General features: G+C 60.6%; 24 protein-coding genes. 12 read left to right on the top strand and 12 right to left on the bottom strand.

What is annotated here, in order from left to right; all coding sequences use genetic code 11:
- Window positions 1–214: 214 nt before the first annotated feature.
- A complete protein-coding gene (locus C4J83_RS07385; RefSeq protein ID WP_124416675.1) occupies window positions 215–907 on the bottom strand; it encodes a 16S rRNA pseudouridine(516) synthase in 693 nt (230 codons plus the stop codon).
- Window positions 907–1,119, bottom strand: a complete 213-nt coding sequence (locus C4J83_RS07390; protein ID WP_119738934.1) for a cysteine-rich CWC family protein — start codon at window positions 1,117–1,119, stop codon at window positions 907–909. The genes C4J83_RS07385 and C4J83_RS07390 overlap by 1 nt, the downstream gene beginning before the upstream one ends.
- 343 nt (window positions 1,120–1,462) lie before the next feature.
- Here C4J83_RS07390 and C4J83_RS07395 point away from each other — a divergent pair, with 343 nt between their 5' ends.
- The gene (locus C4J83_RS07395) at window positions 1,463–1,804 is read left to right on the top strand and encodes a hypothetical protein (RefSeq protein WP_119738936.1); all 342 of its coding nucleotides are present in this window, start codon (window positions 1,463–1,465) and stop codon (window positions 1,802–1,804) included.
- 161 nt (window positions 1,805–1,965) lie between these two features.
- Window positions 1,966–2,394, top strand: a complete 429-nt coding sequence (locus C4J83_RS07400) for a DUF3757 domain-containing protein (RefSeq protein ID WP_124416676.1) — start codon at window positions 1,966–1,968, stop codon at window positions 2,392–2,394.
- A 7-nt stretch (window positions 2,395–2,401) separates the two neighbouring features.
- On the opposite strand, the gene dspII is transcribed toward C4J83_RS07400, so the two are convergent.
- A complete protein-coding gene (gene dspII, locus C4J83_RS07405) occupies window positions 2,402–3,514 on the bottom strand; it encodes an enoyl-CoA hydratase/isomerase DspII (protein WP_124416677.1) in 1,113 nt (370 codons plus the stop codon).
- 136 nt (window positions 3,515–3,650) lie between these two features.
- Between dspII and ung the strand changes: the two genes are divergently transcribed.
- Window positions 3,651–4,343 carry a uracil-DNA glycosylase gene (ung, locus tag C4J83_RS07410; protein WP_106577028.1) on the top strand — a complete coding sequence of 231 codons (693 nt, stop codon included), beginning with the start codon at window positions 3,651–3,653 and terminating at the stop codon, window positions 4,341–4,343.
- Window positions 4,344–4,469: 126 nt separating this feature from the next.
- Here ung and C4J83_RS07415 read toward each other — a convergent pair whose 3' ends face one another.
- The 5 genes from C4J83_RS07415 to C4J83_RS07435 are packed head-to-tail and all read right to left on the bottom strand — an operon-like array spanning window position 4,470 to window position 9,844.
- Window positions 4,470–5,507, bottom strand: a complete 1,038-nt coding sequence (locus C4J83_RS07415; RefSeq protein WP_119738941.1) for an AbrB family transcriptional regulator — start codon at window positions 5,505–5,507, stop codon at window positions 4,470–4,472.
- Window positions 5,500–7,014, bottom strand: coding sequence for a tripartite tricarboxylate transporter permease (locus C4J83_RS07420; RefSeq protein WP_106577026.1), 1,515 nt, complete (start codon window positions 7,012–7,014; stop codon window positions 5,500–5,502). Before C4J83_RS07420 ends, C4J83_RS07415 begins: the two co-directional genes overlap by 8 nt.
- 1 nt (window position 7,015) lies before the next feature.
- Entirely contained in the window at window positions 7,016–7,474 is a 459-nt protein-coding gene (locus tag C4J83_RS07425) for a tripartite tricarboxylate transporter TctB family protein (RefSeq protein ID WP_119738943.1), read from the bottom strand.
- A gap of 60 nt (window positions 7,475–7,534) precedes the next feature.
- A complete protein-coding gene (locus tag C4J83_RS07430; RefSeq protein WP_106577024.1) occupies window positions 7,535–8,518 on the bottom strand; it encodes a Bug family tripartite tricarboxylate transporter substrate binding protein in 984 nt (327 codons plus the stop codon).
- 33 nt (window positions 8,519–8,551) lie between these two features.
- Window positions 8,552–9,844 carry an OprD family porin gene (locus C4J83_RS07435; protein ID WP_124416678.1) on the bottom strand — a complete coding sequence of 431 codons (1,293 nt, stop codon included), beginning with the start codon at window positions 9,842–9,844 and terminating at the stop codon, window positions 8,552–8,554.
- Window positions 9,845–10,079: 235 nt separating this feature from the next.
- Between C4J83_RS07435 and C4J83_RS07440 the strand changes: the two genes are divergently transcribed.
- Together C4J83_RS07440 and C4J83_RS07445 are read left to right on the top strand one after the other, a co-directional pair.
- A complete protein-coding gene (locus C4J83_RS07440) occupies window positions 10,080–10,751 on the top strand; it encodes a response regulator (RefSeq protein WP_083359659.1) in 672 nt (223 codons plus the stop codon).
- Window positions 10,744–12,129: a sensor histidine kinase gene (locus C4J83_RS07445; RefSeq protein WP_106577022.1), complete on the top strand. Its 1,386-nt coding sequence runs from the start codon at window positions 10,744–10,746 to the stop codon at window positions 12,127–12,129. The genes C4J83_RS07440 and C4J83_RS07445 overlap by 8 nt, the downstream gene beginning before the upstream one ends.
- Here C4J83_RS07445 and C4J83_RS07450 read toward each other — a convergent pair whose 3' ends face one another.
- Together C4J83_RS07450 and ygfZ are read right to left on the bottom strand one after the other, a co-directional pair.
- Complete coding sequence (locus tag C4J83_RS07450) at window positions 12,130–12,951, bottom strand: HDOD domain-containing protein (protein ID WP_106577021.1); 822 nt, start codon at window positions 12,949–12,951, stop codon at window positions 12,130–12,132. It abuts the gene before it with no gap.
- A 36-nt stretch (window positions 12,952–12,987) separates the two neighbouring features.
- On the bottom strand, window positions 12,988–13,929 hold the full coding sequence (gene ygfZ, locus C4J83_RS07455) for a CAF17-like 4Fe-4S cluster assembly/insertion protein YgfZ (protein WP_119738950.1): 942 nt from the start codon (window positions 13,927–13,929) through the stop codon (window positions 12,988–12,990).
- A 140-nt stretch (window positions 13,930–14,069) separates the two neighbouring features.
- On the opposite strand from ygfZ, the gene C4J83_RS07460 reads away from it, so the two are divergent.
- Window positions 14,070–14,324, top strand: coding sequence for an FAD assembly factor SdhE (locus C4J83_RS07460; RefSeq protein ID WP_014717362.1), 255 nt, complete (start codon window positions 14,070–14,072; stop codon window positions 14,322–14,324).
- A complete protein-coding gene (locus C4J83_RS07465; protein ID WP_119738952.1) occupies window positions 14,308–14,754 on the top strand; it encodes a protein YgfX in 447 nt (148 codons plus the stop codon). The genes C4J83_RS07460 and C4J83_RS07465 overlap by 17 nt, the downstream gene beginning before the upstream one ends.
- Here C4J83_RS07465 and nadB read toward each other — a convergent pair.
- Window positions 14,723–16,339 carry an L-aspartate oxidase gene (nadB, locus tag C4J83_RS07470; RefSeq protein WP_124416679.1) on the bottom strand — a complete coding sequence of 539 codons (1,617 nt, stop codon included), beginning with the start codon at window positions 16,337–16,339 and terminating at the stop codon, window positions 14,723–14,725. The genes C4J83_RS07465 and nadB overlap by 32 nt on opposite strands.
- Before the next feature lie 463 nt (window positions 16,340–16,802).
- Here nadB and rpoE point away from each other — a divergent pair, with 463 nt between their 5' ends.
- The 4 genes from rpoE (at window position 16,803) to C4J83_RS07490 (ending at window position 20,657) form a co-directional block, all read left to right on the top strand.
- Complete coding sequence (gene rpoE / locus C4J83_RS07475; RefSeq protein WP_003172477.1) at window positions 16,803–17,384, top strand: RNA polymerase sigma factor RpoE/AlgU; 582 nt, start codon at window positions 16,803–16,805, stop codon at window positions 17,382–17,384.
- 32 nt (window positions 17,385–17,416) lie between these two features.
- A complete protein-coding gene (locus C4J83_RS07480) occupies window positions 17,417–18,004 on the top strand; it encodes a sigma-E factor negative regulatory protein (RefSeq protein ID WP_003172479.1) in 588 nt (195 codons plus the stop codon).
- 16 nt (window positions 18,005–18,020) lie between these two features.
- Window positions 18,021–18,983 (top strand): MucB/RseB C-terminal domain-containing protein, encoded by a 963-nt coding sequence (locus C4J83_RS07485; protein ID WP_124416680.1) that lies wholly within the window; start codon window positions 18,021–18,023, stop codon window positions 18,981–18,983.
- Between the two features lie 234 nt (window positions 18,984–19,217).
- Complete coding sequence (locus tag C4J83_RS07490; RefSeq protein ID WP_106577016.1) at window positions 19,218–20,657, top strand: DegQ family serine endoprotease; 1,440 nt, start codon at window positions 19,218–19,220, stop codon at window positions 20,655–20,657.
- 55 nt (window positions 20,658–20,712) lie between these two features.
- On the opposite strand, the gene C4J83_RS07495 is transcribed toward C4J83_RS07490, so the two are convergent.
- Window positions 20,713–22,146 (bottom strand): M48 family metalloprotease, encoded by a 1,434-nt coding sequence (locus tag C4J83_RS07495; protein ID WP_124416681.1) that lies wholly within the window; start codon window positions 22,144–22,146, stop codon window positions 20,713–20,715.
- Window positions 22,147–22,241: 95 nt separating this feature from the next.
- On the opposite strand from C4J83_RS07495, the gene C4J83_RS07500 reads away from it, so the two are divergent.
- On the top strand, window positions 22,242–22,481 hold the full coding sequence (locus C4J83_RS07500) for a sulfurtransferase TusA family protein (protein WP_010212198.1): 240 nt from the start codon (window positions 22,242–22,244) through the stop codon (window positions 22,479–22,481).
- Window positions 22,482–22,483: the final 2 nt, after the last annotated feature.

The raw sequence follows: 22,483 nt of genomic DNA on the forward strand, positions 1-22,483 counted from the left end.
ATGTCGGTCCGATGACGGCTGGCCGACGGCTGTTGTCAGGGCGGGCTGTTTGCCTGAGAGGCCCGTAGATCAGGCGCGGGCGGGGCAAGGTGTTTCTTGGAGGTTATAAGGCGACTCGCCAGTCATGATTTGGCTGACGGTTTGATTCAAGCAGCACAGACGCCAGGTCGCAAGGCGACCAGCTGGTTTATTGCCAGCACCGGCCGAACGGTCATCAGACCGCGAGGATTTCGTTTTCAGTCAGTGCCCGATATTCGCCCGGCGCCAGCGAGTCATCCAGCGCCAATGGCCCCATCCGCTCACGGTGCAAGCCGATGACCTTGTTATCAAAGTGCCCGAACATGCGCTTGACCTGGTGATAGCGGCCTTCAATGATGCTCAGCCGCGCAGTCGTCGGCCCCAGCAGGGCCAGCTCGGCGGGCTGCGTGGTGAGGTCTTCAAACGCGAAATACACACCGGCTGCGAAGGTGATCGCGTACGCAGGCGTGATGGCCTGTTCGGTTTCCACGCGATAAACCTTGGGCAGCTTGGTCTGCGGTTGCGTCAGGCGCCGTGACCATTGGCCGTCGTTGGTGATCAGCATCAGCCCGGTGGTATTGAAATCCAGACGACCGGCGATATGCAGCTCGCCTTTGTCCGGTTCATTGAGCAAATCGAGGACCGTCCTGTGCTGCGGGTCTGAGGTAGCGCTCACACAGCCTTGAGGTTTGTGCAGCATGAAGTAGCGCGCCGGTTTGCCGGCTTGCAGCACGTCATTGTCGACACACACGCGGCTGAACTCACGCACCTCATGGTGCGGATCGCTGACCGCCACGCCATCGACGGTCACCCGTCGCTCTATCAGCAGCACGCGCACTTGCTGACGATTGAAACGCGGCAGGTTACTGAGGAAACGATCAACGCGCATTACTCAATCGCCGCCTCACGCAATTGCGCATCCACTTGGGCACAGCGCGGGCACAGGCAGGCGGTGTTGCGCAGTTCATCGGGCAAGGCTTGAAGCACCGCCGGATCGAGGGTGACGCTGTAGCACCAGCAGGCCTGGTCGGCGGTGCGCGGGTCAGCCAGCGCGCAGTCGTTACGGGCACCGCAGGCGGGGCAGAGGGTTGGCGTGGTCATGTGGGTTCGTGCTGTATCGCGCAGTTTTCAGCACGATACAGCGCCGTCCCGCTATTGCAAGCTGCGCAGGTTACCGCGCCGGCCGCTGAAGTGGCTGATGTTTACGGTATCGGCAAGGCCTTCAGGCTCACCGATGAGGCGGGTTTTCCACTGGCCGTCAGCGAGTTGCACCTTTCCACGCACGGGTGATGAGGTGCTCAGCTCGTCCGAAACAGGTGTCACAACCTGTGTCTGAAACGCACCAGATTCGGATTTCGATGTCAGATATTTCGTCATTCAATGAAAGACGAATGCCGCTCTCCAGCGTCGCTGGAGGTGCTCTCAAGCGGTCCAGGAGGCCGCCATGTATCGACGACTGCTGCTCACTGCGTTACTCGGGTTGACCCTTTCTGCGTGTGTGCCCTATTACGATGGAGGTGCTACTTACTATCGCTCCGAGGTCTACACCGCGCCGGCACCGGCCTATTACTACGGCGGCCCCGCTTACTATCAATATGGGCGCAGCTACTATGCGCCGCCGCCACGTTACTATTCGGCGCCGCGCTACTACCAACCGGCCCCGCGTTATTACCCACGGCCCGCTTACCGGCCTTATCCAGGCCAGGGCTGGAACAATCGTTGGGGCAATGGCGGGTCGGGCCATGGCGGTGGACGCGGCGGCGGTGGCGGTGGCGGCCATCGTTGACAGGTCATGACCTCAAGCGGCGCCCCAGGCGCCGCTTTTTTATGCAGACCGTTCGTCGGCACTGTCATTTCTAACAGCTATCGCAAGCGTTTGATCTGCATTCCACTGCTGGGGACGCCGTTGTGCGTCTCTGAGGAGGCAGTGGGTCTATGGAATGCTCTTTGATCAAACGTGTGTGCTTGTTCTTATTGTGGGTGGGTGGCGTTGCGCAAGCGAATGCGGAACAGGGCTGTCCCTACCCCTCATCGGTCAAGTACGTGAGCGGCTATTTTCAAGCGTCGGATAAACAGTCTCATTGGCGAAGCCCGAAGGTCGACGCCAATGACTTCGCGGATCGGTTTATCGGTGCGCTCTTCACCCCCGGCAAGGGCCAGGATCGCGAGAACGGCTTCCTGGACCGCTGCGTTTATCTGATGGGCAGCGGGCGAAGCCTGGCGTTGCGGTATGACATGCCGGGGGCCCTCAGCACGATGTCGCTGACCAAGTCCCTGCACTGGGAACTCGCCACCGATCCACTCAAGCAAGACGTCTACATTTGCCAGGACAGCCAGCCGGACAATTGTGCATTTACGGTCGGGCGCCTGAATTGATCGCCTGTCAGTAGTCGGACAAGTCTGCCAGAGGGTGCCTGCCTTCCCACACCTTGGTGAAGTGCGCCTGCACCACAGCCTCCGGCACCGTGTTGATATCGGGCCAATGCCAGTGGGGTTGCTGGTCCTTGTCGATCAAGCGTGCGCGTACGCCTTCGGCAAATTCCGGGTGACGGCAGCAATTGAGGCTCATGGTGTATTCCATCTGGAAGACCTCGGCCAATGACAAGTGCCGGGCGCGCTCGACCTGTTCCCACACCAGATGCGCCGTCAGCGGGCAACCTTCGGCCAGCGTCTTGCCGGCACGGCTGAACAGCGGGTCGGCGTGGTCGCGCAGCAGGTTCAGGGCGCGCCAGGCACAGCGCACATCGCCCACATCCAACCATTCATCAATCTGTGCGCGACGGGGCAGCCATTGCGCCTCCGGCTGCTGGCTGACGGCTTCCTGGGCCAGTGCCTTGAGCAGGCTGTTGAGCTGCATCGCGGTCTGTTCCTGCCAGTTCAGTTGCAGCAGGCCTTCGATCAGTTCGTCTTGCTGGTCATCGCGCAGGAAACGGTCGGCCAGGCCCAGGTCCACTGCATCGCGGCCGTTCATATGCGCGCCGGTGAGGCCCAGGAATAATCCCAGCTTGCCGGGCAAGCGTGACAGGAACCAGCTTGCGCCCACATCCGGGTACAGGCCGATGCTGATTTCGGGCATCGCCAAACGGCTGCTGGGGGTGACGATGCGTATTGCTGCGCTTTGCAGCAGGCCCATGCCTCCGCCCAGCACATAGCCGTGGCCCCAGCAGATCAGCGGTTTCGGGTAGGTGTGCAGGCGATAGTCGAGGCGGTATTCGGCCGCAAAAAAATCGGCGGCCAGTGCTGGCACAACGCCGGGCCGTTCACGGCAGGCCTCGGCCAGGCTGCGTACTTCACCGCCCGCGCAAAAGGCCTTTGGCCCGTTGCCGCGCAGCAGTACGCAGACAATATTCGGGTCTTTGGCCCACGCATCCAGACGTTCGGTCAGGGCCAGGATCATCGGCAAGGAAAGTGCGTTGAGCGATTTTTCAGCGTCCAGGCTGGCGATGCCAAGGCGGGCACCGTCGCTGCCGGTCAGCTCTTCGAAGTGCAGGTTCATCGTGACCTCAATCGAGAAAGTGAAGGATCAGTATGATCGGTTCAACGGAAAGTGCCGGTGGTGTGTCAGATCAATTGACAAGCGGGGCCTGCTTTCCTAGGGTTCGCCCATTCTTTTTCTACGCGACGAACACACCATGACCGAAGGCGACCGTATCAAACTCGAACCCAGCTGGAAACACGCCCTGCGGGATGAGTTCGAGCAGCCCTACATGGCCCAACTGCGCGAGTTCCTGCGCCAGGAACACGCCGCTGGCAAAGAGATTTACCCGCCAGGCCCGCTGATTTTCAATGCGCTCAACTCAACGCCTTTGGACAAGGTCAAAGTGGTAATTCTGGGCCAGGACCCGTACCACGGGCCCGGTCAGGCCCACGGGTTGTGCTTCTCGGTGCAGCCGGGCGTGCCGACGCCGCCCTCGCTGGTCAATATTTACAAAGAACTCAAGCGCGACTTGAACATCGATATTCCCAACCACGGTTGTCTGCAAAGCTGGGCGGATCAGGGCGTGCTGATGCTCAACACCACCATGACCGTTGAGCGCGCCAATGCCAACGCCCATGCGGGCAAGGGCTGGCAGTTCTTCACGGATCGGATTATCGAGGTGGTCAGTGAACATCAGCCGCACCTGGTGTTCCTGCTGTGGGGCGCCCATGCGCAAAGCAAGCAGAAGCTGGTGGACGCGACCAAGCACCTGGTACTGACGTCGGTGCACCCGTCACCGTTGTCGGCGTATCGCGGGTTCCTGGGCTGCGGGCATTTCAGCCGTACCAATAAATTTCTTGAGCAGAATGGCGAGACGCCGATTGAGTGGCGGTTGCCGCCACTCTAAAGGTTAACCGCAACCCAATGTGGGAGCTGGCTTGCCTGCGATGACGATCTGTCAGCCGATATATTTATTGACTGAACCACCGCTATCGCAGGCAAGCCAGCTCCCACATTGGAATTTTGTGAAGGCTTAGATTTTTTCCGGCTGACGGTTCCAGTGCCGGAACAACGGCTCCGCCAGAAACAGCACAAACAACAAGCGCATCACCTGCATCGCCGTCACCAACGGCACCGACAGTTGCAGGGTTTCGGCCGTCAGGCTCATTTCAGCAATACCGCCCGGCATCATGCCCAGCGTGAGTGAGCGTAAGTCCAGATGTGTCAATGCACTCAAGCCCACCGCCGCCAACGTCGCCAGCGCCATGGTCAACGCCGTGCCTAGCAGCGTACGCGCCATGAACGACGGTGCACGGCGAAAGAACTGACGGTTGAAGTGGCAGCCCAAACCGCTGCCGATCAGCCATTGGCCGATCTGGCTGCCGCCATCGGGCAGGCCGATGTGCAAATCCCACACAACACTGGCGGTCGCACTGACCAACAGCGGGCCGAACAGCCACGGGTTGGGCTGACGCAAACGCTGCCAGCCCCAGGCCACCAGCGCCCCAAGCGGAAACAGCAGCGCCAGCCACGCCCAGTTCACCGGCGCCGGATGAAACTGCGGCGCGCCGCCTTCCAGCACGTACTTGAAGATCGCCGGCACACACAACACCACCACCAGCACACGCAGACTTTGCCCGGCCGCGACACGGCTGAGCACCGCGCCATTGCGTGCGCCGAGGTTGACCATCTCACCGGAACCGCCCGGCATGCTGGAGAAGAACGCGGTGGCGCGGTCTTCCCCACTGCGGCGCATCAACCACACGCCGACAATGCTCGACAGGCTGGTGATCAGCGCGCCGAAGAAGATCAGGCCGAAGTGGCTCATGACTTGCTCGATCACCACCGGGGTGAAGTGCAGCCCGATACCGATGCCCACCACCCATTGGCCGCATTTGCGCCCGCCGGGAATCTCCGCCAGTTGCCATGGCGTGAGGCAGCGCACCAGGATAATTGCCAGCAACGAGCCGACCATATAAGGCAAAGGCCAGCCGACGAGGCTGGCCAGGTAACCGCCGGCCAGGCCGACCAGCGGTGTTGCCCACCATTGCTTAAAGGTGACCTCAGACATCGGCCAGGGCACGACGCTGGAGGGCACGTTTGCGGTAGATGCGCACCAGCGGGAAAGCCAGCATCAGCGCGGTCAGCACCCACACACCAAAGGTGATCGGGCTGGACCAGAGGATGTCCAGCGCGCCGTTGGAAATCGACAGCGCGCGGCGCAGGTTCTGCTCCATCAGGCCGCCGAGGATGAAGCCCAGCAGCACGGGCGACAGCGGGAAGTCCAGCTTGCGCAGGATGTAGCCGAAGATGCCGATGCCGACCATCAGGAACAGGTCGAAGGTGGTGGCGTGAACCGCGTACACACCAATCGCGGTGATGATCGCGATCACCGGCACCAGCGCCCAGTTCGGCACGGCGAGGATGCGCGTGAAGATGCGGATCATCGGGATGTTGAGGATCACCAGCATGATGTTGGCGATAAACAGCGACGCGATCAGGCCCCAGACGATGTCCGGTTGCTGTTGGAACAGCAGCGGGCCAGGGGTGATGTTGTACAGCGACAATGCGCCAATCATCACAGCGGTGGTGCCTGAACCGGGTACGCCGAGGGTCAGCATCGGCACCAGCGCGCCGCAGGCGGAGGCGCCGATTGCGGTTTCCGGAGCGGCGAGGCCGCGCATGTCGCCCTGGCCGAATTTACCGCTGGCACCCGCCAGGCGTTTTTCGGTCATGTAGGCAACGGCCGAGGCGAGCGTCGCGCCGGCACCCGGCAACACGCCCATGATGAAACCCAGCAGGCCGCAACGGATGTTAACCACGAAGACTGCAGACGCTTCCTTCAGGTTGAACATCATTCGTCCGGTGGCTTTTACCGCTTCCTGGCCGCGGTGGGTTTTTTCCAGCAGCAACAGGATTTCGCTGATGGAGAACAAACCCAGGACCAATACGACAAACTGGATGCCGTCGGTGAGGTGGATGTTGTCGCCGGTAAAACGGTACACGCCGCTGTTGGCGTCGATGCCGACGGCTGAAAGGAACAGGCCGATCAGTGCCGCCACAAAGGTCTTCAGCGGTTTGTCTCCTGCCATGCCGCCGAGGCAGACAATCGCGAACACCATCAGTACGAAATATTCCGCCGGGCCGAAGGCAATCGCCCATTTGGCCAGCAGCGGCGCAAACAGCACCATGCCGCAGGTGGCAATGAACGCGCCGATGAACGAACTCCACGCCGACAACGACAGTGCCACACCGGCCAGGCCTTTGCGGGCCATCGGGTAGCCGTCGAGGGTGGTCATTACGGTGGACGCTTCGCCGGGAATGTTCAGCAGGATCGAGCTGATGCGGCCGCCGTATTCGCAGCCCAGGTAGACGGCAGCGAGCAGGATCAAGGCTGATTCCGGCGGCAGACCCAGGGCGAACGCGATGGGGATCAGCAGGGCTACGCCGTTGATCGGGCCCAGGCCCGGCAGCAGGCCGACCACGGTGCCGATCAAGGTGCCGCACAGGGCGGTCACCAGGTTGTAAGGGGTCAGTGCAACGCCGAAGCCCTGGCCCAAATAGCTGAACGTATCCATATCAGTTCTCCAGAACTTCAAGCAGGCCGAGGGGCAGCGGTACATCCATGGCTTTGTCGAACAGCAGGTAAAGACCAATGGCCATCAGCGTGACGATCACCACGCTCGGCACCCAGCGGCCGCCATAAAGGCGCGCCATCGGAATGCCGATCAGCATGCTGCTGAGGATGAAGCCCAGAGCCTCGAACGTGCCGGCAAACACGATCAGCAGCGCCACGCAGATGCCGATCTTGATCAGCGTGTCGCGGTCCAGGGCCGGTTCTTCTTCGGTGTGCTTGGTGGGCTGTGGGCGAAACAGCATGTAGATCAGGCCCAGGCTCATCAGCCCGAGCATCAGCAGCGGGTAGGCGCGAGGCCCGACCGGCTCGTAGGAAAACGCCGCCTGATACGGCCATGCCATCAGCGCGAGGCCGGCGCAGACCAGCAGCATCACTGAGGCGAAAATGCGTTGTAAGAGCATGTGAAACTCCTGGGCCGCGCCGCCCGTCGAGGAGGGCGCGGCCGTGCGAAAGCGAGGCGATTACTGGATCAGGCCGAACTCTTTGGCCAGCACTTTGTAGTCAGCCACCTGTTTCTTCACGTAGGTGTCCAGCTCCGGGCCGGTCATGGCGAACGGGAACAGCTCGCGCTGGTCACGCAGCTTGGCGAACTCTTCGGAGGCCAGCAGTTTGTCGAACGCTTCTTTCCACCACGCGTAATCGGCATCGCTGACTTTTGGCCCGAGGTAGAAGCCGCGTACCACCGGCCAGACGATGTCGTAGCCTTGCTCCTTGGCGGTCGGAATGTTCTTCATTTCCGGCTCGTCCAGGCGCTTTTCGGCAAACACGGCGAGCAGGCGCATGTCGCCGCTGAGGATGTGCGGCATGGAGTCGGAGATGTCGGTGCTGCCCACCTGGATATGACCGCCGAGCAGTGCGGTGGCGATTTCACCGCCGCCTTCGAGTGCCACGTAACGCAGGTCGCGCGGGTTGATCCCGGCAGCCTTGGCGATCAGTGCGGTTTGCATCCAGTCCTGGCTGCCGACGGTGCCGCCAGAACCGATGACGACGCTGCCCGGATCTTTCTTCAGGGCTTTGACCAAATCGTCGAGCGTCTTGTAGGGCGAATCGGCTTTCACCGCGATGGCTCCGTAGCTGGTGCCGACGGCCGCCAACCAACGCACGGCGCTTTCATCAAAGCGGCCGAACTTGCCCTGGGCCAGGTTCAGCAGCGAACCGCTGGACCACGCTACCAGCGTGCCAGCGTCCGCCGGGCGTTGGGCGACCACCGCGTTATAGGCCACCGCGCCCACGCCGCCTGGCATGTAGGTGACGCGCATCGGCTTGCTCAGCAACTTTTCGTTGACCAGCGCGCTTTGCGCCAGTTTGCAGGTCAGGTCAAAGCCACCGCCGGGCGAGGCCGGGGCGATGCACTCCGGGCGTTTGGGTTCGTCGGCGGCCAGCAGTTGGCCGGCGAACAGCATGCAGCCGGCGGCGAGGGCCAATTTACGCAGTGAATAGGTCATGGTTATCTCCTTCTTTGTTGTTATGAGTTGCGACTACCAAAGCGCAATGCTGTAGCTCACCAGCACACGCACTTCGTCGGCATCACGTGCCGAATAGTTGGAGCGGTAGGTGGCGTTACGCAGGCGCAGGGCGACATCCTTGAGCGTGCCGCTTTGCACCACGTAGCGGATCTCGCTGTTGCGCTCCCACTCCTTGCCGGTCTCGCCGTTGCGAAGCCTGATGTTGTCACCCGACAAATAACGGCTCATGAAACTCAGGCCGGGAATGCCCAACTTGGCGAAGTCATAGTCGTAGCGCGCCTGCCAGGAGCGCTCCTGTGCGCCGGCAAAGTCGTTGATCTGCACGAAGTTGACCAGGTACGGATCGCTGCCATCCACGTAGGGAAAGGCGCTGTCGCCGGACATGTGCTGGTAGCCGGCGCTGAGCTTATGGCCATTGAGGGCATAGCTGAACAGGCCGTTGAGGGATTTGTTGTCGATGTTGCCGCCACGGGCGCTGCCGGTGTCATCGCTGATGGCCAGGCGCAGGTCGGCGCCGAAAGTGCCGGGGCCCACTGGGCGTGAGGCCACCAGGCCAAGGAAGTGCTGGCGGTAGACGTCGTCGAGCTGGGCGAAGTGGTAGCTGCCGGTGATCTTGTCGGCGAACTTGTAGTCCGCACCGCCGAAATTGAAGTGCTTGCCGGTGGCGCCGCTGACGAAGCGGCTGTTTTTGTTGTTGAGGGCGATGTCTTCGTAGTGGGTGTCGTCGCGGTCTTTGGCTTTGTCGAGGCGGCCGCCGGTGAACACCAGGTTTTTGAATTCTTTGGAGGTCAGCAGGCCGCCGTTGAAGGTCTGCGGCAGGATGCGCCCGTCGTTGGGTTTGAGGATCGGCAGTTCGGGGATCAGCGCGCCGATTTTCAGTTCGGTGGCGGAGATCTTCACTTTGCCGGTCAGGCCCAGCTTGGAGTATTCGTTGGCGGCGCGGCCGTCGTCGTGGGTCGGCAACAGGCCCGTGCCCGTGCGGTCGGGGCTGGAGTCGAGCTTGACCCCAAGCATGCCCAACGCATCCACGCCGAACCCGACAGTGCCATCGGTGTAGCCCGATTGCAGGTTGAGCATGAACCCCTGGGCCCATTCGTCACGCTTGGATTGCTGGGCACTGGTACCGTCGCGAAAGTCGCGGTTGAAGTACATATTGCGGGTTTCGAGGGTGGCGCTGCTGTCTTCAAAGAAGGCGGCCTGGCTCAGTGGCGAAAAGCCGGCAAGGGCGGCGGCACTGGCAAGGGCGGTCTGGGCAAGGCGAGAAAAACGAACAGGCGGGCAAGCCTGTGGCTGTGTCGACAGCATCGTTGTGTACTCCGTTATTGTTCTTATTTTGGCGAAAACGCTTCGAGGCGTTTTTCTGGCACTACGGATCAGGTAGCTCGGCGGGCATAACCCACCGTGGCTGGATGCTAAAGGGCGAAGCTTTCACTAACCTTTCAGTTGCCTTTCAATGTTTTCGGGCTTCACAGGGCAGGCAGCGCCTGTAAACTGCCCCGCAAAGCGTGGCGTCGACCATGCCCGAATGAGGTGAAAATCCATGCGTGTCCTCCTGGTTGAAGACCATTTGCAACTCGCTGAAAGTGTCGCCCAGGCGCTCAAGAGCACGGGTTTGACTGTCGACGTGTTGCACGATGGCGTGGCCGCTGACCTGGCCCTGAACAGTGAGGAATATGCGGTGGTGATCCTCGACGTGGGGCTGCCGCGCATGGACGGTTTTGAAGTGTTGGCGCGCCTGCGCGCGCGTGGGAAAAATCTGCCTGTATTGATGCTCACGGCACGCAGCGATGTGAAAGACCGCGTGCATGGCCTGAACCTGGGCGCCGATGACTACCTTGCCAAGCCGTTTGAATTGACCGAGCTGGAAGCGCGGGTCAAAGCGCTGTTGCGCCGCAGCGTCTTGGGGGGCGAGCGTCAGCAGGCGTGCGGCGTGCTGGTCTATGACCTGGATACCCGGCGTTTCACCGTGGGTGGCGAGCTGCTGACGTTGACTTCCCGCGAGCAGGCGGTGCTTGAAGCGCTGATCGCACGCCCTGGTCGCGTGATGAGCAAGGAGCAATTGGCGTCGCAGGTGTTCGGCCTGGATGAAGAGGCCAGCCCCGACGCCATCGAAATCTACGTGCACCGCCTGCGCAAGAAGCTCGACGGCCAGCCTATCGCCATCGTGACTTTCCGCGGCCTGGGCTACCTGCTGGAAGCCCGCGATGCATAAGCCCAGCAGCCTGCGCTGGCGCCTGCTGTGGAACCTGGCGCTGTTGCTGGTGGTGTTGATGCTGGCCAGCGGCATGAGCGCCTACTGGAATGGGCGCGAAGCCGCCGACACCGCTTATGACCGCACCTTGCTGGCGTCAGCGCGCACCATCGCCGCCGGATTGACCCAGGTGGATGGCACCCTGAGCGCGAACGTGCCGTATGTGGCGCTGGACACCTTTGCCTACGACAGCGCCGGGCGTATTTACTATCAGGTCAATGACATTGATCGCAAGCTGATCTCCGGTTACGAAAACCTCCCCGGCCCGCCGCCGGGCACGCCGCGCACGGACGACTACCCAGCGCTGGCGCGGTTTTACAATGCCACCTATCAGGGCCAGCATGTACGCGTGGTGAGTTTGCTCAAGGCTGTCTCCGAACCGAACATGAATGGCATGGCCGAAATACGCGTTGCAGAAACCGATGAAGCGCGCGAAAGCATGGCCCGTAGCCTGCTGGCCGACACCTTGCTGCGCCTTGGGATGTTGGCCGTTGGCGCATTGCTGCTGGTGTGGTTTGCCGTCAGCGCGGCGCTGCGTCCGCTGGAGCGCTTGCGCACTGCCGTGGAGGAGCGTCAGCCCGACGACTTGCGGCCATTGCCGTTGGTGGAAGTGCAGCATGAGTTCGGTCCCCTGGTGCGCTCCCTCAATCACTTTACCGAGCGCCTGCGCGGCCAGTTCGAGCGCCAGGCGCAGTTTATCGCCGACGCCGCCCATGAATTGCGCACCCCGCTGGCGGCACTGAAGGCGCGTTTGGAACTCGGCCTGCGCAGCGACGCCCCGGCGACGTGGCACAGCACCCTGGAAACCGCTGCCCAAGGCACCGACCGCCTCACCCATTTGGCCAATCAACTGCTGTCGCTGGCACGCATTGAAAACGGCGCACGGGCGATTGCCGAAGGCGGGGCGCAATTGCTCGACCTCAGCCAGCTGGCGCGGGAATTGGGCATGGCCATGGCGCCGCTGGCGCATGCGCGCGGCGTTGCGCTGGCGTTGGAGGCGGATGAGCCGGTGTGGCTGCGGGGTGAGCCGACCTTGTTGAACGAGTTGCTGAGCAATCTGGTCGATAACGCCCTGGCCCACACACCGCCTGGAGGCAATGTGATTTTGCGGGTCACGGCGCCCGCGATCCTGGAGGTGGAGGATGATGGCCCGGGTATCCCGCTGGATGAGCGGGACCGGGTATTCGAGCGTTTCTACCGCCGCAGTCAACAGGGCATGGGCTCAGGTTTGGGGCTGGCGATTGTTGGTGAGATCTGCCGCGCACACTTGGCGCAGATCAGCCTGCATGACGGCGAGTTGGCGGGGTTGAAGGTGCGCGTGAGCTTTATCGCGGGCTGATCAGTAAAACATCGAGCGCGCTTCATCCAGTTCGGCACGCAGGGCATTGCTGTACGGGTCGACCCGTAACTTCTGGATCGCCGGCAGGCTGGCAACCGATACATTCGCCAGTGGATGATCAGTGCCCCGGTGGCAATACAGCACGGCGACTTGCACCAGGTCGATGTAGTCCAGGCTCGCGGAGTCGCGCTCCAGGTCCAGGTATTGCCCTGGCAGCTTCGCGAGCATCTCCGGGAAATCCCAGCCGCCCAGCAGTTTGTCCCCCAGCAGCGGGTGAATGCTCTCTATCACATGGTTGAGGCTGACGGGGTCGGAGAGCAGTTCGTAATGGTCTTCGGCATAGGTGAGGATCGGCAGCACGCCAATCTGATGCACCAGACCGCCGAGCGCTGCCTGATCAGGTTTCAGCTGGCTGTGGCTGCGGCACAAGGCGTAGCTCACGCCCGCCACTTCCAGGCTGCGGCGCCACACTTCGCGCATTTTCAATTCGACGACTTCGGAGCGGGCGTGGAAAATTTGTTCCATCACCAGGCCGATGGCCAGGTTGCTGCTGTAGTTGGTGCCCAGCCGGGTGATTGCGGTATGCAGGTCGGTGACTTCCTGGGTCGCGCGCAGCAGCGGGCTGTTGACCACTTTGATCAGGCGTGCCGACAGGGCGGTGTCGCGACCGATCACTTTGCTCAAGTGGCTGATGCTGATTTCCGGGTCTTCGGCGGCCTGTCGTATGTTCAGGGCCACTTCCGGTAATGTCGGCAGAACCAGGTCATCGTTGTCGATGGCCGTCACTAAAGCCTGTTGGACTTTTTCCGCCAGCTTGTTCATTCATGCTCTCTAGGGTGTTGCAAAAAAGTACGGCGATTAACGCTGGATCTCTCGATCGCGATCCAGTGAGTACGGCAGGTCAAGCAGGTGTAAGCCGGGGCCTTCCAGAGCGCCCAAGTGCACATCGCCACTGTCGGCAGCTTCGGCTTGCAGCACGGCCAGAAGTTCAACGCATTGGTCAGCTTTTGCTGCAATCACCACCTCACCGATAGCACTGTTGTGGCTGGGCGCGAACAGCGGGGTGCCCGGCTCGGGCAATTCGGTTGCATCCAGGCTCAGGCGGTACAGGCGACGCTTGAGTTTGCCCAGGTATTGCATGCGCGCGACGATTTCCTGGCCGGTGTAGCAGCCTTTCTTGAAGCTGACGCCGCCGATGGCCTGCAGGTTAAGCATCTGCGGGATAAACAGTTCGCGGGTCTGGGGCATGACTTGGCCGATGCCAGCGCGGATCTGGCCCAGCAGCCATTGATTCAAGTCAGCAGGTTGTAGCTGTGTGGCCAGCTGAGCGCGTACGGCTTCGGCGTGTTCGACGGGCACCCAGAGTTCGCTGCGGCCAGGGGAGACGCGAATGGCGATCAATGTGTCGCTGCGCGCGACGCTGTCGGTTTCGGCAGGCAGCTCAAGGCCAAGGGAGGCGAGGGCCTGATCCGCATTCGACAGGCCGAAACGCACCCAGGCGGCGCTTTCGTCGGTGAGTTTGGATTTGGAGAACACCGCGTATTTTTTCAAATCTGCCAGTTGCGGTTCGAGCAGTTCGCTGGCCATGGCCAGGAGCACGCCGTCGCCTTGCAGCAGGATGCGAAAGCTCGACTGCATGCGGCCTTTTTGCGTGCAGCGAGCGCCGAGGCTCGCCTGGGTGTCACTCAGGTAATTGAGGTTGCAGGTCAGTTGCCCTTGCAGGAACTTGGCAGCGTCGGCACCGCGTACGGCGAGAACGCCTTCGTGTGACAAGGGGCAGAAAAAAGCAGAGTCAGCCATGGGTCATCGCAGGTCAAAAAGTCATGGGTGCATCATAGAGGGGCGCCCGGCAAATGGATAGTTTCCGTATGGTGCGACCAAAGCCGACTGGTCCGGTGCCGTCGGGCCTGTATACTTGCGCTCTATTTGAGGAGCGCTCCATGGTCGAAGATGTAGAAATCAATCGCCTCTACTGGCACAGCCGTCGCGGCATGCTGGAGTTGGATGTGTTGCTGGTGCCTTTCACCAAAGAGGTATACGCGACGCTCAATCAGGTGGACCGCGACCTCTACGTCAGGCTGCTGACTTGCGAAGATCAGGACATGTTCGGCTGGTTCATGGAGCGCGCCGAATCTGAAGATCCGGAGCTGCAGCGCATGGTTCGGATGATTCTGGATCGTGTCCAGCCCAAGTAATCGCTTCGAATGCCGCTGGCAGGCCTCACGGCTATTGCTGGCGGCCTACTTGCTTGCCCAACTGTTCGCGTTGGGCGCCTTGCTGCTTGGGGATCTACCGTTTTACGGCCTCGGCATTCTGTTGTGTCTGGCTCACGCCGTGTGGGTTTTACCGCGTCATATCCTGTTAAACCACCGTTCGTCGATTCGTGGCCTGCGCCGCGATGAAGACGGCTGGCAATTATTGTGTGACGAGCGCGGTTGGCACCCTGTGCAACTGCGTCCCGACAGCCTGGCATTACCGCTGATCGTGGTGCTGCGCTATCGGGTGCAGGGGGAATGGCGGGTGCGTTCGATCTGTGTGCCGAGGGACGCGCAGGCTGCCGATGTGCATCGGCGCCTGCGGGTTCGCTTGAAGTTCAGCCGCCGTAGGTGGCTGGCACCAGAATAGTGTCACGGGCCTCGGGCAGCATCTGCGGGTAGTCGAGGGTGTAGTGCAGGCCGCGACTTTCCTTGCGCTCCATGGCAGAGCGAATCATCAATTCCGCCACCTGGGCCAAGTTGCGCAATTCGATCAGGTCCCGGCTGACTTTATAGTTGCTGTAGAATTCGTCAATTTCGTCCAGCAGCAACCGCACGCGGTGTTGCGCGCGTTGTAGGCGCTTGTTGGTGCGCACGATCCCCACGTAGTCCCACATGAAGCGGCGCAGCTCGTCCCAGTTGTGGGCGATGATGACGTCTTCGTCCGAATCGGTGACCTGGCTGGCGTCCCAGCGGGGCAGGGCGGCGGGCACCGGGATGCGGGGCAGTTGTTCGAGGATGTCGGCGGCGGCGGAGCGGGCATAAACGAAGCATTCGAGCAGCGAATTGCTGGCCATGCGGTTGGCGCCGTGCAGGCCGGTGAAGCTGGTTTCGCCGATCGCATACAGGCCAGGCACGTCGGTGCGACCGTGTTGGTCGACCATGACCCCGCCGCAGGTGTAGTGCGCGGCCGGCACTACCGGGATCGGGCCTTTGGTGATGTCGATGTTGAACGCCAGGCAGCGCTCGTAGACGGTGGGGAAATGGGTCTTGATGAAGGCTTCGGGCTTGTGGCTGATGTCCAGATAGACGCAGTCGATGCCCAGGCGCTTCATTTCGTGGTCGATGGCGCGCGCGACGATATCCCGTGGCGCGAGCTCAGCGCGAGGGTCGAAGCGTTGCATGAAGCGCTCGCCATTTGGCAGTTTCAGGTGCGCGCCTTCACCGCGCAGGGCTTCGGTGATCAGGAAACTCTTGGCCTGCGGGTGATAAAGGCAGGTGGGGTGGAACTGGTTGAATTCCAGATTCGCGACGCGGCAGCCCGAACGCCACGCCATGGCAATGCCATCGCCGCAGGCACCGTCGGGGTTGCTGGTGTAGAGATAAACCTTGGCCGCGCCGCCCGAGGCGAGAATGGTGAAGCGCGCGCCGTAGGTGTCGACTTCGCCGCTGGCGCGGTTGAGCACGTAGGCGCCGAGGCAGCGTTCGCCTGCCAGGCCCAGGCGTTTTTCGGTGATCAGGTCGACGGCTACCCGTTGTTCCAACAGCTCGATATTGGGGCGTTGACGGGCCTGGTCGAGGAGGGTTTTGAAAATGGCGGCGCCGGTGGCGTCGGCCGCATGGATGATGCGGCGATGGCTGTGACCGCCTTCACGGGTCAGGTGGAATTCAAATCCGCCGTCGTCGCTGCCGGCATGCTCGTCGCGGGTGAACGGCACACCCTGGTCGATCAGCCATTGGATAGCTTCGCGGCTGTGCTCGACGGTGAAGCGTACGGCGTCTTCGTTGCACAGGCCGCCGCCGGCGTTAAGGGTGTCTTCGACATGGGATTGCACGGTGTCAGTGTCGTCCAGCACTGCCGCGACGCCGCCCTGGGCCCAGAATGTCGAGCCGTTGGCCAGATCGCCTTTGCTCAGGACCGCAATGCGCAAGTAGCTGGGGAGCGTCAGCGCCAGGCTCAAGCCGGCCGCGCCACTACCGATCACCAGGACATCGTGTTGAAACTGTTGGCTCATTAGCAGGATTCCGCAAAAAGCGATCCAAAGGGGCGGCGCGAACAGGACGCCTGGATCGGCGAATCAAAGGGTCACACGGGCCACTAGTATATAGAGGGGGGGAGCGGCACAATAGCCGGGCATTCGTGGCATTGTGAGATTACGGTGCGCAGCTTGGGTAAAATCGGCTGGTTATTGAGGCGGGAACTTTTTGCATAAGCCCCGACTCAATAGCAGGTTGCCCGAAAGCTGGGAAAACGTTGAGTTTATTGGCCCGTCGGGAGCATTGGACGCGTCAGAAAACCGGCGACAAGATTATTCGCGCAGCCGGCAATGCCCGTGCTGCGTTTTTCGTGTGTGCCAAATCAGTGCGCGCCGGAAACTTGCTTGGAGGGGGAGAACTTTTGCGAAAAGTCCGAGTCTATGTTTGCAAGCCTGATCGTTTAGTTATGCAAGCCTCCTCCAAGTACAACGAGGAGTGTTCATGCTAACCCAGGAAGAGGATCAGCAGCTGGTCGAGCGCGTTCAACGCGGCGACAAGCGAGCATTTGATCTGCTAGTGCTGAAATACCAGCACAAAATTCTCGGGTTGATCGTGCGTTTTGTGCACGACACCCATGAAGCGCAGGACGTTGCACAGGAAGCCTTTATCAAGGCGTACCGTGCACTTGGAAACTTCCGCGGTGATAGTGCGTTTTATACGTGGCTATACCGCATCGCCATTAACACGGCGAAGAACTATCTGGTGTCTCGCGGCCGCCGCCCACCGGACAGTGATGTAAGTTCAGAAGATGCAGAATTTTATGATGGTGATCACGGCCTCAAAGATCTCGAGTCGCCGGAGCGTGCATTGCTGCGCGACGAGATCGAAGGCACCGTTCATCGCACAATTCAGCAACTTCCAGAAGATTTGCGTACGGCGTTAACTTTACGTGAATTCGATGGTCTGAGTTACGAAGACATTGCGAGCGTCATGCAGTGTCCGGTGGGGACTGTAAGGTCACGGATTTTCCGGGCCCGGGAAGCCATCGATAAAGCCTTGCAACCGTTGTTGCAGGAAAACTAAAGACAGCGGCGACAGCCAAGAGAGGAACCGCCATGAGTCGTGATGCCCTGCAGGAATCGCTGTCCGCAGTGATGGATAACGAAGCGGATGAACTGGAACTTCGTCGAGTGCTTAATGCATTTGATGATGCCGAAACCCGTGATACCTGGTCTCGTTACCAAGTCGCTCGGGCGGTGATGCACAAGGATCTTCTAATCCCTCGTCTGGATATTGCTGCGGCCGTTTCTGCTGCGCTGGCTGATGAAGCCGTACCGGCAAAAGCTGCTCGTGGTCCATGGCGTAGCCTGGGTCGTTTGGCAGTAGCTGCTTCGGTAACTGTTGCCGTATTGGCCGGTGTTCGCCTGTACAACCAGGACGAAATAGCCGGTGCCGAACTGGCCCAACAGACTCAGCAGCCGGTCATGGCCGGTCCGCAAGTCAAAGGTCCAGCAGTGCTGGCCGGCTATAAGGAAAGCTCCGATACCACCGGCCCTATGGCTAACGGTGTACTTCAAGGGCAATCCGGCTGGCAGGATCAGCGTCTTCCAGGCTACCTGCGTCAACACGCACAGGAATCGGCTTTGAAAGGCACTGAAAGCGCTCTGCCATACGCCCGTGCAGCAAGTCTGGAAAACCGCTAAACCGTTAAGGAGCCCTATGCGCGCCATACCGCTCCTTACGCTTTTGCTCAGTGGTTGTTTTGCACTATCCGCCCATGCCGACGAAGCCCAAGACTGGCTGACTCGACTTGGGCGTGCAGAACAGCAGCAAAGCTTTGAAGGTACGTTCGTCTACGAGCGTAACGGCAGTTTCTCTACCCATGATATCTGGCACCGTATTCAAGACGGGCACGTCCGTGAGCGGCTCTTGCAGCTCGACGGATCAGCTCAGGAATTGGTCCGGGTAGACGGTCGAACCCAATGCGTCAGTGGCGCTCTGGTTGCTGGCCTGGGTAATTCGCCCGAAGCGCCATCGCGCGCTCTTGATCCGCAAAAACTCACTCAACTCTACGAATTGGCCGTCATCGGCAAATCTCGCGTGGCCGGTCGAAATGCGGTGATTGTCTCGATCACGCCGCGCGATCAGTATCGGTATGGGTTCGAATTGCACCTTGATCGTCAAACGGCGTTGCCGCTCAAATCCTTGTTACTTAATGAACAGGGACAATTGTTGGAGCGTTTCCAGTTCACTCGACTGAACACGTCGGTCGCGCTCTATGATCGAGACTTGCAGCCCAGCGGTGATTGCGCACCTATCGCACTTGCCAATAGCAAAGCGCCTGAAATCCCCGCTACCCATGCGTGGCATTTGGATTGGCTGCCTCCGGGTTTTCAGCTCACCAGCAGTACTGCACGCAAAGATACCCAGACCAAGTCCACCGTCGATAGCTTGATGTACGACGATGGGCTGGCACGTTTTTCAGTGTTTCTTGAGTCGACCGATGGCGCCAGTGTGAGCGAAACCCGCACCCAGCTGGGCCCGACTGTTGCCGTATCGCGCCGCTTGAACACGGTAGATGGTGAAGTGATGGTGACCGTTGTGGGCGAAATCCCCATCGGCACTGCCGAGCGCATTGCGCTGTCGGTGCGCGGTGAAAAACCCGCCACCGCCAAGCCGTGAGTCGTTAATCCTATGTTCATCCTGACCTTTCAATGTGAGCCTATGCTTGGTTGGAGGCTGGAAGCATGAAACTTCAGGATCGGTATTTTCACTTGCAAAAAATCCCCATGTTTTTTATAGGTCAGGGCTTGTCGGCCCTGGCCTTGTTTTGTTCGCGGAACAAAGATGTCGGTCGCACTTTTCGGCGTTTCTTGAACCCTGTCGCTCAACCCTGCTCGTCGTAACGGGAGCTGTATGTCGATACCACGTTTGAAGTCTTACCTATCCATAGTCGCCACGGTGCTGGTGCTGGGTCAGGCCGTGTCCGCGCAAGCGGCCGAACTGCCTGACTTCACCCAACTGGTGGAGCAGGCCTCGCCTGCCGTGGTGAACATCAGTACCACGCAAAAACTGCCGGATCGTAAAGTCTCGAACCAGCAGATGCCCGACCTGGAAGGCCTGCCGCCAATGCTGCGCGAGTTCTTCGAGCGCGGCATGCCGCAACAGCGTTCCCCGCGTGGCGGCGGCGGTGGCCAGCGTGAGGCGCAGTCCCTGGGCTCGGGCTTCATCATCTCGCCTGACGGCTACATCCTCACCAACAACCACGTGATTGCCGACGCCGACGAGATTCTTGTGCGCCTGGCTGATCGCAGTGAATTGAAGGCCAAGCTGATCGGCACGGACCCGCGTTCCGACGTGGCCTTGCTGAAAATCGACGGCAAAGATTTGCCGGTACTGAAACTGGGTAAATCCCAGGACCTGAAAGCCGGTCAGTGGGTAGTAGCGATCGGTTCACCGTTCGGCTTTGACCATACCGTCACCCAAGGCATTGTCAGTGCGATTGGCCGCAGCCTGCCAAATGAAAACTACGTGCCATTCATCCAGACCGACGTGCCGATCAACCCGGGTAACTCCGGCGGTCCGCTGTTCAACCTGGCGGGCGAAGTGGTCGGGATCAACTCGCAGATTTATACCCGCTCCGGTGGCTTCATGGGGGTGTCCTTCGCCATTCCGATTGACGTGGCCATGGACGTTTCCAACCAGCTCAAAAGCGGTGGCAAGGTCAGCCGTGGCTGGTTGGGCGTAGTGATCCAGGAAGTGAACAAAGACCTGGCCGAGTCTTTCGGTCTCGATAAGCCGGCCGGTGCCCTGGTCGCCCAGATCCAGGACGACGGCCCGGCTGCCAAAGGTGGCCTGCAAGTCGGTGACGTGATTCTGAGCATGAATGGCCAACCAATCATCATGTCGGCCGACCTCCCACACCTGGTCGGTGCACTCAAGGCCGGCAGCAAAGCCAAGCTGGAAGTGATTCGTGACGGCAAACGCCAGAACGTTGAGCTGACCGTTGGTGCTATCCCGGAAGAGGGCGCCACCCTTGACGCTCTGGGCAACGCCAAACCGGGTGCCGAGCGCAGCAGCAATCGCCTGGGCATTGCCGTGGCTGAGCTGACTGATGAGCAGAAGAAAAGCTTCGACCTTAAAAGCGGCGTAGTGATCAAGGAAGTGCAGGACGGCCCTGCCTCTTTGATTGGCCTGCAACCAGGTGACGTGATCACTCACCTGAACAATCAGGCCATCGACTCCACCAAGCAGTTCACCGACATCGCCAAGGCGCTGCCGAAGAACCGTTCGGTGTCGATGCGTGTCTTGCGTCAAGGGCGTGCGAGTTTCATCACCTTCAAACTGGCCGAGTAACTTCCAGGCCAATAAAAAGCCCCGCGAAAGCGGGGCTTTTTTGTGGGCGACGTATTTAGCTCATCATCCCTTTTACCAAGCGTTCCTGCTCGATCAGATCACGCTGGCGCGCGTCGATACGAGACGACAGCGGGAAGTTGTTGCCAGCCCGGCGTTTGGCAAAATCCAGTTGCTGAATGGCCTGCTGGAAGTCGCCCACCAATGCAAAGTACTCGGCGCGGGCTTGATGCAAGCCAATGATATTGCCGGACAGTCCGCGTGTCTCGGCGACCTGGTACCAGACGTCGGGGTCGTCGGGACGAGATTTGAGCAGCGCATCCAACGCTTTCTCCGCATCGGCGGTTCGGTTCTGCTTAAGCAGCAAGTCCACGCGCACCTGGTTGAGTGGGTAGTTGCCGGGGTATTGGGTCAGCATCCGATCAGTGCGTTGCTGAGCATCCGGCAAGCGGTTGTTGGTGATGTCCAGCTCGATTTGCGCCAGGTTGTACGTGATGTCGTTGGGCGCCTTGGCCAGTAGCGGTGCCAGGGTTTCGCGCGCTTCCTTGAGTTGAGTGCCCTTGATCTGGGCGATGGCCAGGCCATAGCGCGCCACATCGTTCTTCGGGTTCTCGTCCAACTGCGCCTGGAAGCGTTTGGCCGCAAGACCGGGCGTGTCCTCGTATTGCAACTGCACGCGCGCGCGAATCAGTTGATAGCGCAGACTGTCTTCCGTGCCGCCGGGTTTGGCTTGCTCGGCGCGGTTACGAGTGTCGGCGATCCGTGATTCGGTAACCGGGTGAGTCAGCAGGAACTCCGGTGGCTTGGCGTCGAAGCGATATTGACGCATCAGTCGTTCGAACATGGTCGGCATGGAGCGCGGGTCGTAACCAGCTTTTTCCAGGTTAAGAATGCCGATACGGTCGGCCTCCTGTTCGTTCTGACGGGAGAACCGGCGTTGCTCCTGGATGGCTGCCGCCTGGCTGCCGGCAATCGCGGCAATACCGGCATCACCCGCACCCGCTGCCGCAGCGATGATGCCGCCGAGCAAAGCGGCCATCATCGGGATCTGCATGCGTGACTGCGCTTCCACGCCGCGGGCAAAGTGGCGCTGGGACAAGTGAGCCAATTCGTGGGCGAGTACCGAAGCATATTCGCCTTCGGTTTGCGCGTTGAGGAACAAACCGCCGTTGACCCCGACGATCCCGCCGGGGGCGGCGAAGGCGTTGAGCTGTGGGCTGTTGATCAGGATGAACTCCAGGCGCCGGTCATTGACCTGGCTGGTCTCCACCAGCTTGTACACGCTGGTTTCGACGTAATCCTTGAGTTGTGGGTCATTGAGTTGCGAGACCTGGCCGCGCAGGTAAGCAAGCCAAGCACGGCCCAGCTGGTATTCCTGTTGTGGCGAGACAATGGCAGAACTGGCGTCGCCAAGTGACGGCAGGTCGTCAGCGAAGCCCGGAGAGGCCAGCAGGCAGGCCAGCGTCAGCAGGGTAGGGCGCAAAAAAGTCATGCACAGAGCCTTTCGACAAAGAGCTTACTGTAGCCGGACACTGAGCTTCGGACCAGATATTCTAAGCACCCCAAACGCGTGCCCGGAGTAAAACCATGACCGACGCTGTAGCCTTTGATGCCGAACTCGATGCCAGCGGCCTCAATTGCCCGTTGCCGTTGCTTAAGGCCAAGCTGGAACTCAATCGATTGGCCAGCGGTGCGGTGCTCAAGGTGATCGCCACGGACGCAGGCTCCCAGCGTGATTTCCGCACGTTTGCCAAGTTGGCTGGCCACACCCTGTTGCATGAAGAAGACGCCGCCGGTGTATACCGCTATTGGTTGCGCAAGGCCTGAAC

Origin of the sequence: Pseudomonas sp. LBUM920, from assembly GCF_003852315.1 — a bacterium.
Taxonomy (GTDB): Bacteria; Pseudomonadota; Gammaproteobacteria; order Pseudomonadales; family Pseudomonadaceae; genus Aquipseudomonas.

Coding starts and splice junctions, on each gene's coding strand:
- nadB (WP_124416679.1), bottom strand. CDS start 16,339: ATGAGCCAACAGTTTCAACACGATGTCCTGGTGATCGGTAGTGGCGCG.
- dspII (WP_124416677.1), bottom strand. CDS start 3,514: ATGAACCTGCACTTCGAAGAGCTGACCGGCAGCGACGGTGCCCGCCTT.
- C4J83_RS07435 (WP_124416678.1), bottom strand. CDS start 9,844: ATGCTGTCGACACAGCCACAGGCTTGCCCGCCTGTTCGTTTTTCTCGC.
- C4J83_RS07385 (WP_124416675.1), bottom strand. CDS start 907: ATGCGCGTTGATCGTTTCCTCAGTAACCTGCCGCGTTTCAATCGTCAG.
- C4J83_RS07500 (WP_010212198.1), top strand. CDS start 22,242: ATGACCGACGCTGTAGCCTTTGATGCCGAACTCGATGCCAGCGGCCTC.
- C4J83_RS07415 (WP_119738941.1), bottom strand. CDS start 5,507: ATGTCTGAGGTCACCTTTAAGCAATGGTGGGCAACACCGCTGGTCGGC.
- ygfZ (WP_119738950.1), bottom strand. CDS start 13,929: ATGGCTGACTCTGCTTTTTTCTGCCCCTTGTCACACGAAGGCGTTCTC.
- C4J83_RS07460 (WP_014717362.1), top strand. CDS start 14,070: ATGGTCGAAGATGTAGAAATCAATCGCCTCTACTGGCACAGCCGTCGC.
- C4J83_RS07395 (WP_119738936.1), top strand. CDS start 1,463: ATGTATCGACGACTGCTGCTCACTGCGTTACTCGGGTTGACCCTTTCT.
- C4J83_RS07485 (WP_124416680.1), top strand. CDS start 18,021: ATGCGCGCCATACCGCTCCTTACGCTTTTGCTCAGTGGTTGTTTTGCA.
- C4J83_RS07490 (WP_106577016.1), top strand. CDS start 19,218: ATGTCGATACCACGTTTGAAGTCTTACCTATCCATAGTCGCCACGGTG.
- C4J83_RS07425 (WP_119738943.1), bottom strand. CDS start 7,474: ATGCTCTTACAACGCATTTTCGCCTCAGTGATGCTGCTGGTCTGCGCC.
- C4J83_RS07420 (WP_106577026.1), bottom strand. CDS start 7,014: ATGGATACGTTCAGCTATTTGGGCCAGGGCTTCGGCGTTGCACTGACC.
- ung (WP_106577028.1), top strand. CDS start 3,651: ATGACCGAAGGCGACCGTATCAAACTCGAACCCAGCTGGAAACACGCC.
- C4J83_RS07450 (WP_106577021.1), bottom strand. CDS start 12,951: ATGAACAAGCTGGCGGAAAAAGTCCAACAGGCTTTAGTGACGGCCATC.
- rpoE (WP_003172477.1), top strand. CDS start 16,803: ATGCTAACCCAGGAAGAGGATCAGCAGCTGGTCGAGCGCGTTCAACGC.
- C4J83_RS07495 (WP_124416681.1), bottom strand. CDS start 22,146: ATGACTTTTTTGCGCCCTACCCTGCTGACGCTGGCCTGCCTGCTGGCC.
- C4J83_RS07430 (WP_106577024.1), bottom strand. CDS start 8,518: ATGACCTATTCACTGCGTAAATTGGCCCTCGCCGCCGGCTGCATGCTG.
- C4J83_RS07390 (WP_119738934.1), bottom strand. CDS start 1,119: ATGACCACGCCAACCCTCTGCCCCGCCTGCGGTGCCCGTAACGACTGC.
- C4J83_RS07440 (WP_083359659.1), top strand. CDS start 10,080: ATGCGTGTCCTCCTGGTTGAAGACCATTTGCAACTCGCTGAAAGTGTC.
- C4J83_RS07480 (WP_003172479.1), top strand. CDS start 17,417: ATGAGTCGTGATGCCCTGCAGGAATCGCTGTCCGCAGTGATGGATAAC.
- C4J83_RS07445 (WP_106577022.1), top strand. CDS start 10,744: ATGCATAAGCCCAGCAGCCTGCGCTGGCGCCTGCTGTGGAACCTGGCG.